This is a genomic window from Kribbella sp. NPDC051587, assembly GCF_044453945.1.
Lineage (GTDB): Bacteria > Actinomycetota > Actinomycetes > Propionibacteriales > Kribbellaceae > Kribbella.
In genome coordinates this window covers 77,470-92,978 of the sequence record NZ_JBITDE010000020.1, presented here as the reverse complement: position 1 = coordinate 92,978, position 15,509 = coordinate 77,470, and the positions used below count along the sequence as shown (strand labels likewise).

At 68.6% G+C, this 15,509-nt stretch carries 17 protein-coding genes; 10 read left to right on the top strand and 7 right to left on the bottom strand.

Translation table 11 applies throughout. From position 1 onward, the window contains the following. The first annotated feature begins 6 nt into the window (after positions 1–6). The 4 genes from ACIA49_RS40155 to ACIA49_RS40140 all read left to right on the top strand — a co-directional run bounded on the left by ACIA49_RS40155 (position 7) and on the right by ACIA49_RS40140 (position 3,679). Complete coding sequence (locus ACIA49_RS40155) at positions 7–945, top strand: zinc metalloprotease (protein ID WP_396383609.1); 939 nt, start codon at positions 7–9, stop codon at positions 943–945. A 166-nt stretch (positions 946–1,111) separates the two neighbouring features. Beyond that, positions 1,112–2,074, top strand: coding sequence for a hypothetical protein (locus ACIA49_RS40150; RefSeq protein ID WP_396383608.1), 963 nt, complete (start codon positions 1,112–1,114; stop codon positions 2,072–2,074). Position 2,075: 1 nt separating this feature from the next. Beyond that, complete coding sequence (locus ACIA49_RS40145) at positions 2,076–2,741, top strand: class F sortase (protein ID WP_396383607.1); 666 nt, start codon at positions 2,076–2,078, stop codon at positions 2,739–2,741. A 62-nt stretch (positions 2,742–2,803) separates the two neighbouring features. Continuing rightward, positions 2,804–3,679, top strand: coding sequence for an NAD(P)H-binding protein (locus tag ACIA49_RS40140; RefSeq protein WP_396383606.1), 876 nt, complete (start codon positions 2,804–2,806; stop codon positions 3,677–3,679). Here ACIA49_RS40140 and ACIA49_RS40135 read toward each other — a convergent pair. Beyond that, on the bottom strand, positions 3,646–4,452 hold the full coding sequence (locus ACIA49_RS40135; RefSeq protein ID WP_396383605.1) for an NAD-dependent epimerase/dehydratase family protein: 807 nt from the start codon (positions 4,450–4,452) through the stop codon (positions 3,646–3,648). The genes ACIA49_RS40140 and ACIA49_RS40135 overlap by 34 nt on opposite strands. A 57-nt stretch (positions 4,453–4,509) precedes the next feature. Here ACIA49_RS40135 and ACIA49_RS40130 point away from each other — a divergent pair, with 57 nt between their 5' ends. The 3 genes from ACIA49_RS40130 to ACIA49_RS40120 all read left to right on the top strand — a co-directional run bounded on the left by ACIA49_RS40130 (position 4,510) and on the right by ACIA49_RS40120 (position 6,237). Next, the gene (locus tag ACIA49_RS40130) at positions 4,510–5,340 is read left to right on the top strand and encodes an alpha/beta fold hydrolase (protein WP_396383604.1); all 831 of its coding nucleotides are present in this window, start codon (positions 4,510–4,512) and stop codon (positions 5,338–5,340) included. A 12-nt stretch (positions 5,341–5,352) separates the two neighbouring features. Further along, entirely contained in the window at positions 5,353–5,802 is a 450-nt protein-coding gene (locus ACIA49_RS40125) for a MarR family winged helix-turn-helix transcriptional regulator (RefSeq protein WP_396383603.1), read from the top strand. A 69-nt stretch (positions 5,803–5,871) separates the two neighbouring features. Beyond that, positions 5,872–6,237: a 5-carboxymethyl-2-hydroxymuconate Delta-isomerase gene (locus tag ACIA49_RS40120; RefSeq protein ID WP_396383602.1), complete on the top strand. Its 366-nt coding sequence runs from the start codon at positions 5,872–5,874 to the stop codon at positions 6,235–6,237. Here the strand turns inward: ACIA49_RS40120 and ACIA49_RS40115 are convergent. From ACIA49_RS40115 to ACIA49_RS40100, 4 genes are all read right to left on the bottom strand, one after another. Beyond that, on the bottom strand, positions 6,221–6,982 hold the full coding sequence (locus tag ACIA49_RS40115; protein ID WP_396383601.1) for an isocitrate lyase/phosphoenolpyruvate mutase family protein: 762 nt from the start codon (positions 6,980–6,982) through the stop codon (positions 6,221–6,223). The genes ACIA49_RS40120 and ACIA49_RS40115 overlap by 17 nt on opposite strands. A 10-nt stretch (positions 6,983–6,992) precedes the next feature. Continuing rightward, positions 6,993–7,427 carry a hypothetical protein gene (locus tag ACIA49_RS40110; RefSeq protein ID WP_396383600.1) on the bottom strand — a complete coding sequence of 145 codons (435 nt, stop codon included), beginning with the start codon at positions 7,425–7,427 and terminating at the stop codon, positions 6,993–6,995. A gap of 73 nt (positions 7,428–7,500) precedes the next feature. Further along, the gene (locus ACIA49_RS40105) at positions 7,501–7,926 is read right to left on the bottom strand and encodes a MarR family winged helix-turn-helix transcriptional regulator (protein WP_396383599.1); all 426 of its coding nucleotides are present in this window, start codon (positions 7,924–7,926) and stop codon (positions 7,501–7,503) included. Positions 7,927–7,988: 62 nt separating this feature from the next. Continuing rightward, positions 7,989–11,147: a bifunctional cytochrome P450/NADPH--P450 reductase gene (locus ACIA49_RS40100; RefSeq protein ID WP_396383598.1), complete on the bottom strand. Its 3,159-nt coding sequence runs from the start codon at positions 11,145–11,147 to the stop codon at positions 7,989–7,991. Between the two features lie 88 nt (positions 11,148–11,235). On the opposite strand from ACIA49_RS40100, the gene ACIA49_RS40095 reads away from it, so the two are divergent. Next, entirely contained in the window at positions 11,236–11,814 is a 579-nt protein-coding gene (locus ACIA49_RS40095) for a LuxR C-terminal-related transcriptional regulator (protein ID WP_396383597.1), read from the top strand. Here the strand turns inward: ACIA49_RS40095 and ACIA49_RS40090 are convergent. After that, entirely contained in the window at positions 11,769–12,767 is a 999-nt protein-coding gene (locus tag ACIA49_RS40090; RefSeq protein WP_396383596.1) for an NmrA family NAD(P)-binding protein, read from the bottom strand. The two genes, ACIA49_RS40095 and ACIA49_RS40090, sit on opposite strands and share 46 nt — an antisense overlap. Positions 12,768–12,871: 104 nt before the next feature. Between ACIA49_RS40090 and ACIA49_RS40085 the strand changes: the two genes are divergently transcribed. After that, a complete protein-coding gene (locus tag ACIA49_RS40085) occupies positions 12,872–13,798 on the top strand; it encodes a LysR family transcriptional regulator (protein WP_396383595.1) in 927 nt (308 codons plus the stop codon). A gap of 9 nt (positions 13,799–13,807) precedes the next feature. Here the strand turns inward: ACIA49_RS40085 and ACIA49_RS40080 are convergent, their stop codons facing one another. Further along, positions 13,808–14,470, bottom strand: coding sequence for a type 1 glutamine amidotransferase domain-containing protein (locus ACIA49_RS40080; RefSeq protein ID WP_396383594.1), 663 nt, complete (start codon positions 14,468–14,470; stop codon positions 13,808–13,810). 71 nt (positions 14,471–14,541) lie between these two features. On the opposite strand from ACIA49_RS40080, the gene ACIA49_RS40075 reads away from it, so the two are divergent. Then, positions 14,542–15,402 carry a LysR family transcriptional regulator gene (locus ACIA49_RS40075; protein WP_396383593.1) on the top strand — a complete coding sequence of 287 codons (861 nt, stop codon included), beginning with the start codon at positions 14,542–14,544 and terminating at the stop codon, positions 15,400–15,402. The last annotated feature ends 107 nt before the right edge of the window (positions 15,403–15,509 follow it).

Genomic DNA, 15,509 nt, shown 5'->3' with positions numbered 1-15,509 from the left:
ACCCCCATGCGATCTCTCATCCCCCGTCCCCGTGCGCTGGCCGTCGTCCTGACCGGCGCGGCGCTGGCCTTCAGCCCGGTGGGCGTCCAGGCGACTGCCAAGGCGCCCGCAGGGCCCGCGAGCGACTGCTTCGTCCCGCCGGCCGGCGCGTCCGCCAAGGGTGGCCACGGTCCCGACACCCGCGACATCAGCGTGGCCGAGCAGAAGTCCATCGAGGCGCAGACCGCCCAGTTGCTGAAGGCGAAGGCGGCTCGTGGTCTGGCTGTGCCGAAGGGCGCGCTGGCCGCGGCGACCGTCCCGGTCTACATCAACGTGATGCGCGACGCCGCCGGCAACGGTGACGTCACCGACGCTCAGATCACGCAGCAGATCGCCGTACTGAACAAGACGTTCGGCGGTCAGGAGTCGTCGTCAGCGGCGAACACCGGCTTCACCTTCACGCTGGCCGGCACGTTCCGCTACAACAACAACAACTGGCACAAGGACAAGCAGAGCAGCACCTACCGCAAGCAGACCCGCAAGGGCGGCAAGAACGCCCTGAACATCTGGCTGGTCGACTTCGCCTACCTCGGGATCGCGACCTTCCCGTGGGACTACGCTCGCAACCCCGGCATCGACGGGATCCGGGTCCAGTACACGTCCCTGCCCGGCGGTACGGCGACCAACTACAACCTCGGTGAGACCGCCACCCACGAGGCGGGCCACTGGTTCGGGCTCTACCACACGTTCCAGGGCGGCTGCACGAGCACGAACGACGAGGTCGCGGACACTCCCGCCCAGAGCAGCTCGACCAACGGCTGCCCCGAAGGCCGGGACTCCTGCTCGCTGCCGGGTCTGGACCCGATCCACAACTACATGGATTACTCCTACGACTCCTGCTACACCCAGTTCACCCCGGGGCAGAGCACCCGGATCAGCAACATGTGGACGGCCTACCGGGCCTGATGGCCTGATCACGGCAGCCGCTCCGGCAGTCACGGAGCGGCTGTCGTCGTTCACATACAGTGAGCACCCCAGGTCATTCGCTCCCCGAATCGTTACTCCGAGTTGTTGTCTATGGCAACAAAGCGCGCATACTGCTGCTGAGACTTCTTCCGAATCGAGGCGCAGCATGGTCGCTTTGGCAGGTCGCCGGTCCCGGCTGGGCGGTCTCACCGCTGCCGCCGGGGCGTTGTCGTTGTTGTCCGGCGCGGCCGCGCTGGCCGTGCCGGCGTTCGCGTCGGCCGATCCGCCGATGATTGCCGCGGGCCCCCAAGCCCCCGGCAACAACGGCACGATCAAGATCGAGGGCGCCGACATCCAGAGCGGGCCGCCGGACAACAACCCGCACCAGGGCTGCACGTTCGTGGTCGAGTTCTACAACTACGACCAGGGCGGCCTGCACGCGACCGTGCAGTTCGCGGACCAGGCACCGACCGCGAACGGCGGACTCCACGTGGAGTCCGGTGACCTGACTCCCTTCATCGGCGGCGATCCGGCCGGCGGCGGGAACGACCTGGACGCCAAGGTGACCTACACCCTGTCGTTCACCGGGCAGCCGCATCCGCAGCAGGGCTACCACGTGAAGATCACCGTGCACGCCGAGGGTTCGATCGGCGCGGACACCAAGCACAAGGTGTTCTGGGTCGAGGGCTGCACGCCGCCCACCACCCCGCCGACGACACCTCCCACCACGCCGCCCTCGACGCCACCGAGCACGCCACCGTCGACACCTCCCAGCACCCCACCAAGCACTCCGCCGAGCACTCCACCAAGCACGCCTCCGAGCACCGCACCGAGTACGCCGGCGACAACTCCGGTCAGCACGCCCGCCACGACGGCTCCCACCACGTCGGTTCCGACGACTACCGCAACCACCAGTACCGCCAGTACGCCGGTAGTGACGGACTCGGACTCCCCGTCTCCGGGAGTACCTACCGCGGTCGACGCAGGGATCGGCGGCGATCCAACGAGTAGTGCTGCAGATACCAGCCCGTTCTCACTCCTCGGCGGTGGCCTGCTGCTGATCGGCGGTCTGCTCCTCACAGCAGGGGCCGCACTCGTCCTCAGGCGCCGGGGACGGCACAGTAGCTGAGGTGACGAAAGCCCGGCGCCGCGGTCGACCCGCCCCACTTCGGTGGAGTGGGTCGATCGCGTTGGCCGGAATCGCCCTCGCCATCGTCGGCGGGTACCTCCAGTTCGGCGACCGGGCCGGCGCCGCCGCACCCGACCTCCCCACGACGACGACGCCTGCACCGCTCCCCCAGCACGCCGCCCGGCCCAGCCACCCAACGCCGGTCGCTCCCTCCCGCAAGCCGGCTGCTCGCCCGGGTAGGCCCATCCGGCTGACCATTCCACGTTTGCAGGTCTCGGCCGCCGTACTGGGAATCGCCACTGAACAAGGAGCGCTGATCCCGCCCTCGAACCCAAGGAAGCTGGGCTGGTGGTCCGGTGGAGCTCAGCCGGGAGCGCGCCTCGGCTCTGCCGTCATCACGGGCCACACGGTGCACACCGGCGGCGGCGCATTCGACAACCTCGAACGGCTCCAGCCGGGTGACACCGTCGGCGTGGCCACGAGTCGCGGCGATCTGAGTTATCGCGTCGCGGCTGTCACGACGTACCGCAAGCAGGCCTTGGCAAAGAACGCGGCGCACATCTTCGATCAGACCGTCCCAGGCCGCCTGGTCCTCATCACCTGCGAGGACTGGAACGGCAAGGTCTATCTCAGCAACGCGGTAGTCATCGCCGAGCGAACCACCTGATCAGAGCCACCTTCACCTTCGGGGAGGTGTTCGGGATCTGACGCGCCGGGTACCGGAACGGCATGCGAATTGCGGTGACCACCCCGAGCGGGAACGTCGGCCGGTACGTCGTGCGCAGTCTGATCCGCGCTGGTCAGGTGCCGATCGTGCTTGCCCGTGACCCGGGCAAGCTCGACCCCGCCTTGGCTGACCTGATCGAGACGCGGCGGATCGATCAGTTCGATGCGGCGCTCACGGTCGAAGCGACGCGTGGGGTCGATGCGCTCTTCTGGGTGGATCCCACCGCCGGTGGCGAGGATCCACTGGCCGACTACGCCGCCGCGACGGCCAGTGTCGTCGCGGCGGTCGAGGCGAATCAGATCCGCCGGGTCGTGTTCCAGAGCAGCATCGGTGCGGAGAAGCGGCATGGTGCGGGTGAGATCGACAGCCTCGCGCGGACTGAGGTGGCTTTGAATGCCACGGCCGCCGACGTCACCCACCTGCGCTGCGGGTACTTCTTCACGAACCTGCTGTTCGAACTGGCCGCACTCAAGTCCGGTGGGCTGCAAGTCGTCCTGCCGCTGGATCAGCCGCTGGCGTGGGTCGCGCCGGCCGACATCGCCGAGGTCGCGGCCGGGCTGCTGTTGTCCGACGCCTGGCACGGCAAGCGCGTCCAGGCTGTCCACGGACCTGCGGACCTGACCTGGACCGAGGTCGCCGAGATCGTCTCGGCCGCCATCGATCGCCCGATCACCGTCGAGCGCATCTCGGACGACCAGCAACGCAAGCAACTTCTCGCCGCCGGTATGTCCGAGAACCTCGCCGATGCGGTGCTCGGCATGTCCACCGGCCTCCGCGACGACTTCACCCCTGAACAACCCCGCACTCCCGCGAGCACGACCCCCTCCGCCCTGGCCGCTTGGTGCTATGCGGAGCTACGCCCACTCATGACTCCCTGATGGGCCGCGACCCAGTCGGCGAAGGTCCGGGCTGGTTTGCACAGCAAGTGCTGAACGGTGCCGGTGACTGCCTCCGCCGGGCCGGCGCCTCGCGCGTAGCGGCGCATCAACGCCATGGCGAAGGCTTCCGGCAGGCCGTTGGCGATCATGCCACGGACGGCGACCTCAGGCGGAACCTCCTCGAAACGCAACGGGCGGCCGATCACCTCGCCGATGATCGTCACGAGCTCCTTCTGACTGAGTGACTGCGGTCCGGTCACGGACAGCCGCTGGCCGTCGTAGGCGTCGGTGATGACGGTGTGCGCCAGGACGGCGGCCAGGTCCGCGTCGTCGATCAACGCCTCGGCGAAGTCGCCGTAGGGACCGCGGACGATGTCGCCGGCGCGGAGCTGCGCGCCGTACATGCCGATCGTGTTGGTCGCGAACGAGGCCGACCGCACCGCGACCCACGGCAGCTCACCGGTGGTGACGGCATCCTCGACCTCCTTGTTGCGATCACCGTTCCAGCGCGACGGCTGCAGCTCCGGGTCGTCGTCGACGTTCACCGCCGACAGCACCACAACTCGCCGTACGCCGGACTCCGCGGCTCGCTTCACCAGCTCGGCCGCGCCGAGGCCGACCGCCCGCGGATGCACGAACAGCACGTCGACGCCCGCCAGGTCGTCCGCGGACACCGATCGTCCGGCCGCGCGCACCTTCACCCCAGTCGCCCTCAGTACCGCGGTCAGCTGACTGCCGATCAGGCCGGTCGCACCGGTCACCAAGGCTCTCATCACGGCTCCAATACTTTGAGATTCGTATTATCTGAGAACCATAGTACAGTCGGAGTCATGAACGAGATCGAGCTCTCCGCCGGCACCGTCCAGTACGTCGACACCGGCCACGGACCGACGATCGTGTTCCTGCACGGGCTCCTCATGGACGAGTCCTTGTGGGATGCCGTGATCGCCGACCTCAGCGTCGACCACCGCTGCATCGTCCCGGTCCTGCCGCTGGGTGCGCACCGGCGCGCGCTGACCGCCGATGCCGATCTGTCGCTGCCGGGCATCGCCGCACTCATCACCGAGTTCCTGGGCAGGCTGGGTCTGGAGGAGGTGGTTCTCGTCGGCAACGACACCGGTGGTGCGCTGGCGCAGCTCGTCCTGCGGGACGGCGGCAAGCGCGTCGGTCGTGTCGTCCTCGCGTCGTGCGAGGCGTTCGACAACCTCCCGCCCGGGCTGACCGGGCGGACGCTCGCGCTGTCGAGCAAGCTCTCCCCCGCGCTCTTCGGTGCGTTCGTCCAGCAGCTACGGCTCCGCGCGGTCCGACGTACGCCGCTCGCCTTCGGATCGCTGACCAGGCGCGGTGACGCCATCACGGCGCGCTGGATCCGGCCCCTGCTCGAGCAATCCGAGATCCGCCGCGAGACCGTGCGCATGCTGCGCGCCGTCTTCGCTGATCCGCACGTGCTGGAGGACGCCGCGCAGAGCTTGAAGGACTTCGACCGGCCCGCGCTGGTGGTCTGGGCGACCGACGACCGGGTGATGCCGCTCGACCACGGCCGCCGGTTGGCCGCCGTACTGCCGAAGGCTCGGTTCGAGACCGTCGACGACAGCTACACGCTCATCCCCCTGGACCAGCCTGCCGAGTTGGCGCGGTTGATCCGCGAGTTCCTAGGCTAAAGTCCGGGAGCTATGGGAGCCACGACACGCAAGGCCGCCGTCAGGAACGCGTTGCGCGACCTGCGGGTCCAGCTCGTGCTCCTCAACAACCAGGTCGCCGCGCGGCTCGCGCTCAAGGACGTCGAGCTCGACCTCCTCGACGTCCTCGCCAAGGAGGGTGCACTGACACCCAGCGCGCTCGCCCGCCTCTCCGGTATCCACCCGGCCACCCTCACCGGCATCCTCGACCGGCTCGAGCGCGGCGGCTGGATCATCCGCGACCGCGACCAGCGCGACCGCCGCAGCATCACGATCCGCATCGTCAAGGAACGCACCGCCGAGGTCTACCGCCTCTACCGCGGCATGAACGGCGCCATCGACACCATCTGCGCCGACTACACCGACGAGCAGCTCGAACTCGTCGCCGGCTTCCTCAACCGCTGCACCGAGGCCGGCCTCACCTCCGCCGAGAAGCTCAGCTGACGACGGTGACTCACCAGCCCGACCGCCGCCGGCACTCGGCGCCCGCCACGACGGGGGATAATGGTGGGCATGCCTCAGATCAGTGTTGAGTACTCGGAGTCTTTGACTGACGCGTTCGATCGGCGGGGGTTCGCGCTGGCGTTGCATGCGGCGGCGCAGGAGCTGCTGGGGAGCGCGCCGACGGCGTTCAAGACGCGGTTCCGGACTACTGGTGAGACGGTGATCGGGGATGGCGACCCCAGTGAGGCGATGGTGCACGTGGGGCTGGCGATCCTGCCGGGCCGTGATGCCGAGACCAAGACCAAGCTGGGTGAGCTGACTCAGACGCTGCTGGCGGCTCACCTGAAGCCGGCCGCGGACCTCAACACCCAGCTCACTGTCGAGATCCGCGACCTGGCGGACGCCTACTCCAAGACGGTCATCGCCAGGGCTTGACGAGCTCGGCGACCTTGTCGGCCAGCGCCACCTGCAATAGCGGTCCGAAGGTGATGCGCTGGACACCGGCCGCCTTGAGCTCGTCGAAGGAGCCTGAGGCCGCGCCGTTCACCGGGTGGGCGGTGACGTTGACCGGGCCGGACAGCGCCGACAAGACGGTACGGAGTGCCTCGGCGTCCGGGATCAGCACCGGGTAGACGCAGCGCGCGCCCGCTGCCTCGCAGGCCTGGGCGCGGCGGATGGCCTCGCCCAGCGGGTCGTCGAACTTCTCCACCTTGCCGATCAGTGCGTCGGTCCGAGCGTTGATGACCAGCTCGACACCTGCCGCGTCGGCGGCCGCGCGGATCGCGCCGATGTAGTCGGCGTGCTCCTGAACCGCCCGCAGCCGGCCCTCACTGTGCACCGTGTCCTCGACATTGATGCCGACGGCACCGGCCTCCAGCACCCGCTCCACCAGCTCGGCCGCCGGGGTGTTGTAGCCCGACTCCACATCGGCGGTCACAGGTACGTCGACCGCACCCGTGATCCGCCGGATCCCGTCGAGCGCGTCGTCGAGGGTCATCCCCTCGTTGTCCTTCTGCCCGCGGGAGTTGGCCAGCGGGTGGCTCCCTACGCTCAGCGCCGGGAAGCCCGCCTCGGCGACCGTCTGGGCCGACCACGCATCCCAGACGGTCGGCAGCACCAAGGTTTCGCCGGTGTGGTGGAGACGGAGTAACTCACTAGCCTTAGCAGCAAGATCAGTCATGTCTTGCAGACTACCTAAGGCCGGTCACCGGGCAGATGATTCGATACACCGGTACGGCGACCGCCGCGACCACCACGTGCATCGCCGCCAGCGCGGACGCGCCGAGCGTGGACGAGTGCGGGATGAACCCGGTCGCCATCAGCACGACATCCGGGACGAAGGACACCAGCACGACCGCCGGGACAAGCACCTTGAGCACCGCTGCCGGGCGTTCCGCGCCGCGGACGACCCGGCGCCAGCCCTCGAACCCGGCCGCGACACCGATCAGGGTGAAGGCTGTGAAGACCGGCAGCGTCAACGGCGCGAAGGCCGAGTCCGCGCCGAGCGCCACCGCACCGCGAGCGACCGCGAAGTTGAGCGCACTCGCCACCACACCTGCGGCGGCCAGGATCGCCAGCCGGGCAGCCGGCACCACGACGGGACGCCGTACGTCGATCGAACTCATCGCCACCACCTCGTCTCATTAGTACGCAGCTCGTACTAATGAGAAGGTAGCACAGAACGGTCCGAAACTCGTACTATTCCTCGGCGGCCACGATCACCTTGGTCAGCAGCTCGGCGAGCAGCTCGCGTTCCGGCGGGTCGAGCACCCGCACCATCCGCAGCACCTCGGTCCGGAGCCGGCGCTCGAAATCCTCCGCGACCTCGACACCGCGTGCGGTCGGTTCGACCACCAGGTTGCGCCGGTCGCCGGGGTCGGGCACCCGCGCCACCAGCCCGGCCGACTCCATCCGGGCGACCACGCCGGTCATCGTCGACTTGCCCAGGCCGACCGCGGCACCGAGGCCGAGCATGTTCGTCGGCGCCCGGTGCAGCACGAACAGCAGCCGCGCCTGTTGCATGGTCAGCCCGAGGTCAGAGCTGATCCGCTCGTAGTGTTCGGTCACCGCGGTCGAGGCCCTGATCAGAGCGGGACCGACCGCCAGCGGCTTCGGCTTGGCCATGGCCCTCCTCCGAGGTTCGTGCCGGATCAGGCCACCACAATAGGTCCATCCGCCAGGTCATCTCAGCCCGCCCACACGTCTTCGAGGTAGCGATCGTTGCTGAGCAGGTCCTGCAGCCAGGACTCGGCGGCGGCCAGGTCGGCGCCGGTCTGCTCCTGGTAGATCGCGGTGAAGGCTGCGCGGACCGCCGGAGCCATGCCTCGGCCGTCGCCGCAGACGTAGACGCGGGCGCCCTGGTCGAGCAGCCGCCACACATCGTTGCCATCGGCACGGATCCGGTCCTGGACATACTGGCCGTCGGCCCGGGAGAAGGCGGGCCGCATCGAGACTGCTCCGGCGCGTTCGGCCGCTTCGAACTCGTCTCGGTGCACGTAGTCCACCTCAGGGTGCCGAGCACCGAAGAAGCACAGCGCCTCGGCCTGCTCACCACCGCGTGCCAACCGGTCGCCGATGAAGCCGCGGAAGGGCGCGATCCCCGTCCCGGCTCCGACCATGATCACCGGTACGTCGGCCGCCGGCGCCCGGAACGCCTCGCGGGCCGGCTCGACCCGAGCACGGATCTGATCCCCCGGCTCGATCTCAGCCAGGTAGTACGACGAGATGCCGCGGAAGGTTCCGCGCCCGCTGGTCGCCGGTCCGGACAGCACGCCGACGATCAGCTCGACCTCGCCCGGGCTGCTGATCGACGACGAGGAGATCGAGTAGTGCCGGGGCTGGATCGGGAGCAGCAGCTCGAGGAAGTCGGCCGCCGACAGACCGCACGCCCGGTACTCCTCCAGCAGATCAAGCACGCTGCGACCGGCGACGTCCTCCGGAGACAGCGCTTCGAGGGCGTGCCGTTCGGGTGGGCAAGGGTTGCTCTCGGCAAGGATCGCGACCTGGGCCGCAGTGGCAGGGTTCTGCAGCTCGGTGAAATGCGTGAGCAACTGCCGGATCGTCACCGGCCGATCGACCGGGAGCGCACGGCGGGTCTTGTGTCGCGAACTGACCGCCACCACGAGGTCCAGGTCGAGCCCGAACCGGGCCGCGACCCGGTCGACAAGATCGGCCGGGTTGTCCGGTACGACGGTCAGGTGGTCGCCGGTCCGGTACGTCGTCCCCTCCGGCAGCCGGATCCGCAGGTACCGCTTCGAGCGGCCCAACGGGTTGTCGACGGCAACCAATTCGGAGTTGGCGAGCACAGTCATCGGCTCCACCTCGTACCGCGCGTCCAGGGCCGCCGTGATCGGACCGGTCAGCACGCGCACGTCGTACAGGCGATCGGTCGGCTCCTCGGAACGCGCTTCGCCATCGCCGTACTCGGTCAGCACCTCGTTCCACCAAGAAGTCGTCCAGGTCTCGATGTCGCCATCGAGATCGCCGGAGGCGTCGGCCTCGCCGCGATCGACGAAGCGGACCGCGCCAAGCTCAGCCATCCGGTCGTCGATCAGGGTCGGGACCACCTGGTACGTCGCCGCCCAGTTGCGGTCGCCGATCCCGAGAACGCCGTACCGGACGCCGGTCAGGTCCGGACCGGTCTCGAGCCAGTCGACAAAGGCCGCGGCGTCATCGGTGGGCCTGCCGTTGTACGACGCCGCCACGATCAGCACGGGCCGGTCGGTCGGCAACGCGTCGACCGCGGTGTCCAGCGATCCCGTGCTGGCGGTGAAGCCTCGGTCCTCGCTCTCGTCACCGAGTTGCCGTGCGAGCGCCCGGCAGGTTCCGAGGTTGGAACCGTGCAACACCGTCAGCCCGGTCCCGGCCTTCGCCCGACCGGCCACGCGACCCCTGGCGGCCTCGTCCACGGCGGGTGCCTCGACAACCACGCGCTCCGCGGCAGTACGTCGTACCAGCTTGAGCTCGAAGCCTTCCGGCTTGAGGGTCAGCGTCTCTTTGACCTTGAGCTGGTAGTCGGCGTCGTCGCGCAGCCGGTAGCGGTGGATGAGCAGCCCGAGCAACAAGGTTGCCTCGTGCAACGCGAACTGACGACCGATGCAAGCGCGCTCCCCCGTGCCGAACGGCTTGAACGCGTGCACCGGCCGGGCCTTGACCTGCTCCGGGCTGAAGCGCGACGGGTCGAACGCCTCGACGTTGTCACCCCACACCGCGTCGCGATGCAGAGCCGGAGCCAGTACGACGAGCCACTGCCCCTTCCGCACCGGGTACTTCCCACCGAGCGTCGTGTCCACGGTGGCCTCCCGCACGAAGGCACCGGCAGTCGGCCACAACCGCAGGGCCTCGTTCAGGATCTGCCGGACGTAACGAAGCTTGCCGATGTCCTCGAACATCGGCTGCGGGTCCGTGTCCGCACCCCAGAGCGCGTCGACCTCCGCCTGGGCCAGCTGCAGGACGGCCGGGTTCTTCGCCAGGTAGTACAGCGCGAAGGACAAGGCGCCGGACGTCGTCTCATGGCCGGCGATCAGGAACGTGATGACCTGGTTGCGGATGTTGATCTCGTCGAGGCGCTCCCCCGACTCCGGGTGCGGCGCGTTGAGCATCAGCCCGAGCAGGTCGCCGGTCGAGGTGTCGCCGCTGTCCTTCCGCGCGCGCACCACCTCATCGACCACGCTCGCCATGAACTCGGAGTCCTTGGCGAACTGCGCGTCGGCGCCGCGATTCAGTACCGGTCCGATCCACGGCACCTCGCGGCTCTTGGCCTGTGCGTGCGCGAGCGCCCGGACCATCGCCTCCACGAACGGGTGCGGCTCCGCGGTCTCGAACGACCCGAAGTCGTAGTTGAAGCCGGTCAGGCCGATCGTGTCCAGCGTCAGCCGGGTCATGTCGTCGGTGACGGCAACCGATCGGCTGTCCGCCGCAGCGCCGTCCCAGGCCGCGATCAGGCGGTTCGCCACCTCCAGCATCGCGGGGTGGTAGCTGCGGATCGACTGCAACGCGAAGGCCGGCAGCAGGATGTCGTGCGCGAGCTGCCAGTTCGGCTCGTCGTTGTACGCCGTGAACAGACCGTCGCCCGCGACGCCGCGGATCCGGTCCAGGGCGGGCGCGACGTGCTTGGCGAAGCGGGTGTCGTCCGACAGCTCGGCGACCAGGTCGGCGCCGGAGACGATCACCACGTCGCGACCGAAGAACCGCTTGCCGAAGATCGGCCCGAGCTCGCGCGCGAGCCGGGTGTTGTCCTGGATCGGGGTCTGGCTGGTCGCCGCGACGAGATCACCGACGACCGGGATCCGGCCGGGTGGGTGCGGCATCCCGGTCGTATCGATCGTGTCGGCGGTGTTCGTCATCACAGGCTCCTTCGCTCGATGTGCTACCTCCAGGTTCGACCCACCCGGACGCACAGTGAGCGGATCGAACTACTAGATTTGGTAGCAAATGGACGATGCAGCCGCGTGGCGCAACAGATTCATGACCCTGCTGGACCGGCTCCCGACGCCGACCGGCCTCTGCCTGGGCGACGGCGTACTGGTTGATGTGAACCCAGCCTTTGCCCGACTACTCGGTACGACGCCGATGAAGCTCCGCTCACGTCTGGTCGACGACCTGCTGGAGCCGAAGGACGTGCAGGAGTACGAACGCGTCCTCGGCAGCCTGCGCACCCGTCGCCGCCGGCGCGGTGATCTCGCGGTCCGCTGGTCGGGCGGCACCGGCATCCTGACGATCCAGGTGCTGACCAACCAGAGCCCGACGGTATTGCTGCTGACTCTGGTGACCACGCCGAGCGAGAGTGCCGACGTACCGGAGCTGACCGAACGCGAACTCGCCGTCCTCCGCCTCACCGCCGGCGGCGCCACCTCGGCGCAAGCAGCGCACCAACTCGGCCTCACCGCCGACGGCGTCAACTACCACCTCAACCGGTTGCTCGATCGCTTCCGGGTGCCGAACCGGGTCGCGCTGGTCGCCCGCGCCTACTCGCTCGGCATCTTCGATCCCACCGCCTGGCCGCCGCGCTGACGAGCCCAGCTCGCGAACGACGTCAGCGGGATGCCGAAGGCGGTAGCGACTGCGGGGTCGGCGGTGATCTCGCGGTTGTTCATGCCGAGCTGGTTGTCGATCAGCTGTGCCAGCATTCCGCGCGCCTTGCCCTCCTCCGGCGTCACGGTCTCCACCCGCGCGGGCTCGCCCGCCGCCGTCAGCGCCGCAGCCATCTCGCGCAGCGACAGCAGCTCACTCGCCAGGTCGATGACCTGCTCGTGGAACCGCGCCGGGTCGGCAAAGGCGGCCGTCACGGCAGCTCCGATGTCTTCCGGAACGACGACAGCCAAGGGCTTGTCCGCGTCGATCGCGGTCACGATCGTCTCGCCAGTCAGGTCCTCGAACCAGATCGATGGGCGGACCAGGTTCGTCGTGAAGAACGCTGGCCGAAGCTCGGTCCACGACCGGAACCCTGCGTCCGGCAGTGCCAGCCCGACCGCGGCCTTGCTGTGCCAGTAATGCGGCGCACCCCACGCCTCGGCCCGCCCCGTCGCCGCTGCTTCCAGGAACTCCGCGATGCCCGACACCGACGAATGCACGAACTGCTCGACGCCGGCCGCCCGCGCCGCGTCGACAAGGTTCAACCCGCCGATCCGCTCCACATCCGAGGTCAGATCGTTCAGGTCGGGAGTCTGCACCGAGAACACCGCCCGGACGCCGGTCAGCGCCGCATCCAGTGACGGACGGTCGGTCAGGTCCCCGACGACCAGCTCAGCCCCCGCGGCCTCGATCGCCCGCGCCGCATCCAGTGACGGACGGTCGGTCAGGTCCCCGACGACCAGCTCAGCCCCCGCGGCCTCGATCGCCCGCGCCGCCTCCGACTCCGGCCGCCGTACCAGCGCACGGACCGGAACTCCCTCCGCCAACAGCCGTCGCGCGACAATGCCACCTTGCTGACCGGTCGCGCCGGTCACCAGTACCAGATCAGTCATAGCCGCACGCTAAAACCTGACGTCAACGTCAAGGGCAAGTCCGCTCAGGAGATCCGGCCGCCGGGATACGATTGCCCGACACGTCTGGGGACATGGAGTCATGGGTGGAAGAGAAGCCGAACGAGTGGGCGCGGCTCGATCTCAATCTCCTGCTGCCACTCAATGCGCTGCTGATGGAAAGCAACGTGACCAAGGCTGCCCAGCGGCTGGCCGTTGGACAGCCCACGATGAGCGTCGCGCTGGCCAAGCTGCGTCGGCATTTCGATGACCCGCTGCTGGTGCGCAACGGGCGCGACCTGGTCCTGACGCCGTTCGGAGAGTCACTGCGGGAGCCGGTCCAGGAGGCATTGCTCGCCGCCAGGAAGGTGTTGACGGCCGCGCGGACGTTCGACGCCGAGACGACCGACCGGACTTTCCTGGTGATCGCCAGCGACTACGTGACCAGCATCCTCCTGCATCCGCTCATGACCGAGCTGGCCAAGGCGGCGCCGCAGGTCCGGCTCACCATCGAGTCGCTGCGCTCGGACGTCGTCGATTCGCTGCGGTCGCGGCGGTGCGATCTCGCGTTCTGGCCGCTCTCGATAGCTCCTCAGGAGCTGCTCAACTTCCCGTACCAGCAGATCGTCACCGACGAGTTCATCGTCGTCGCGGACAACAGCAGGCCGCCGGACCCGGAGCCGTTGTCACCGGAGGATCTCGCCGACCACCCGGCGGTAGTCGTCGCCGGGCAGATCAGCAACGCACCGATGCCCGACCTTCGCCTCGGCAACCACGGTCTTCGCCAGACCGCGGCGATCACGGTGGATTCATTCGGGCTGGCGTTGCGGACGGTGGCCGGAACCAACCTGGTCACGGTCACCCAGCGCCGGCTGTTCGAGCAGATGGGACCGGGACTGGGGCTGCGTGAGGTTCCCACGACCGCCCAGCTCCCGATCCTGTCTCTGGCGATGTTCTGGCATCCACGCCACGTGCAGTGGCCCGCTCATCAGTTCTTGCGCGAGCACCTCATCCGGATCGCGGACAAGCTCTGAGCCAGCTGCCTACTTGGCGGCCAGCAGTGCGGCGACGTTCTGCCCGGTGAGCTGAGCCGACTGCGGGTTCTGACCGGTGACCAGGCGACCGTCGACGACAGACTGAGCGGACCAGTTCTCGGCCGGGTGGTGAATGGCGCCACGCGAGGTGAGCTTGTCCGCCAGCAGGAACGGCACGACGTCGGTGAGGCCAACGGCTTCCTCTTCGGCGTTGGTGAAGCCGGCCACGTTCTTGCCGTCGACGAGGTAGGTGCCGTCGGACAGCTTGAGGTTGACCAGTGCGGACGGGCCGTGGCAAACGGCCGCGACGACACCTCCGCGCTCGTAGATGTCGGCGGCGAGCTTCAGGAGATCGTCGGCCTGCGGGAAGTCCCACATCGTCCCGTGTCCACCCGCGAAGAGGACGGCGTCGTACGCCGAGGCGTCCAGGTCGGCCGCGACCGGGGTGTGGTCGAGGTCGACGTTCGCCAGGAACTTCTGCTGGGTCGGGTCGGTGTCATCCAGGCCGTCGACCGGCGGCCGGCCGCCCTTCACCGAGACGAGGTCGACGTCGAAGCCTGCCTCCGTGAAGACCTCCCAGGGCTCGGCCGCCTCGGAGACATAGAAGCCGGTGGCCCGGCCGGTATCACCCAGCTCGGAGTGGCTGGTGAGAGCAATCAGTACGCGTGTCATGTCTCGATCCTGCCGCCGCCAGCCATCAAAGACCAATAGGCGTGCCTGGAGGAAGGCATAAGATTGCTGATGTGTCGCTCGACCTGCTCCGTACCTTCCTCGCCGTCCACCGGGCCGGCTCGATCACCGGCGGCGCGCAGTCCCTCGGCCTGTCCCAGCCGACGGTGACTGCGCAGCTCAAGAATCTCGAACACCAACTCGGTCACCCGCTCTTCGACCGGCTGCCGCGCGGCGTCCGCCCGACCAGCGCCGGCAACGAGCTCGCCCGCCGGATCGCCGACCCGGTCGACACCCTGCAAGGCTTGCTGCGCGCCGAGCTCGACGACTCCGCCGAGACGACCGTCCACCTCGGCGGCCCATCGGATTTCCTCTGCCACCAGGTGCTCCCAGCACTCGCCGAGCAGATCGCCGCCGGTCTCCAGGTGCGGACGACCTTCGGACTGCCCGACGGCCTACTCGACCGCCTCCGGTCCCGCAGCCTCGACCTGGTCATCAGCTCGACCCGGCCACGCCTACCCGGCCTGCGCGCGGTGCCGTTCTACGACGAGACCTTCACCCTGGTCGCCGCACCCCGCTGGGCCGGCTCCGCCGACCGCCTGAACACCATCCCGCTCATCGCGTACGCAGACGAGGCGCCCATCATCCGCCGCTACTGGCGCACGGTCTTCAACACCCGACTCACCCGTACGCCGGACGTCGTGGTTCCCGATCTCCGTGGCGCGCTGGCCACCGCCCTAGCGGGTGCCGGAGCCACCGTCCTGCCCACCTACCTCTGCGCCGACCCCCTGCGAACCGGCGAGCTCATACGACTAGCCGACCCGGAACTCCCGCCACTGAACACCCTCTTCCTCACCACCGGCCCCGATCCCTCCCCCACCACGATGGCTGTGCGCGACCACCTCCTACGTGGCAGCAGGCAGCGGTGGATTTAGTTGCCGCTAGCAACGACGGGCACGAAGGGTAGCCAGTACAGCACGGACAGGTCTACGATCGGGGCCGCCACAGCTGGGGCAGCGGCGTTCGAACAAGCGTTTTTATT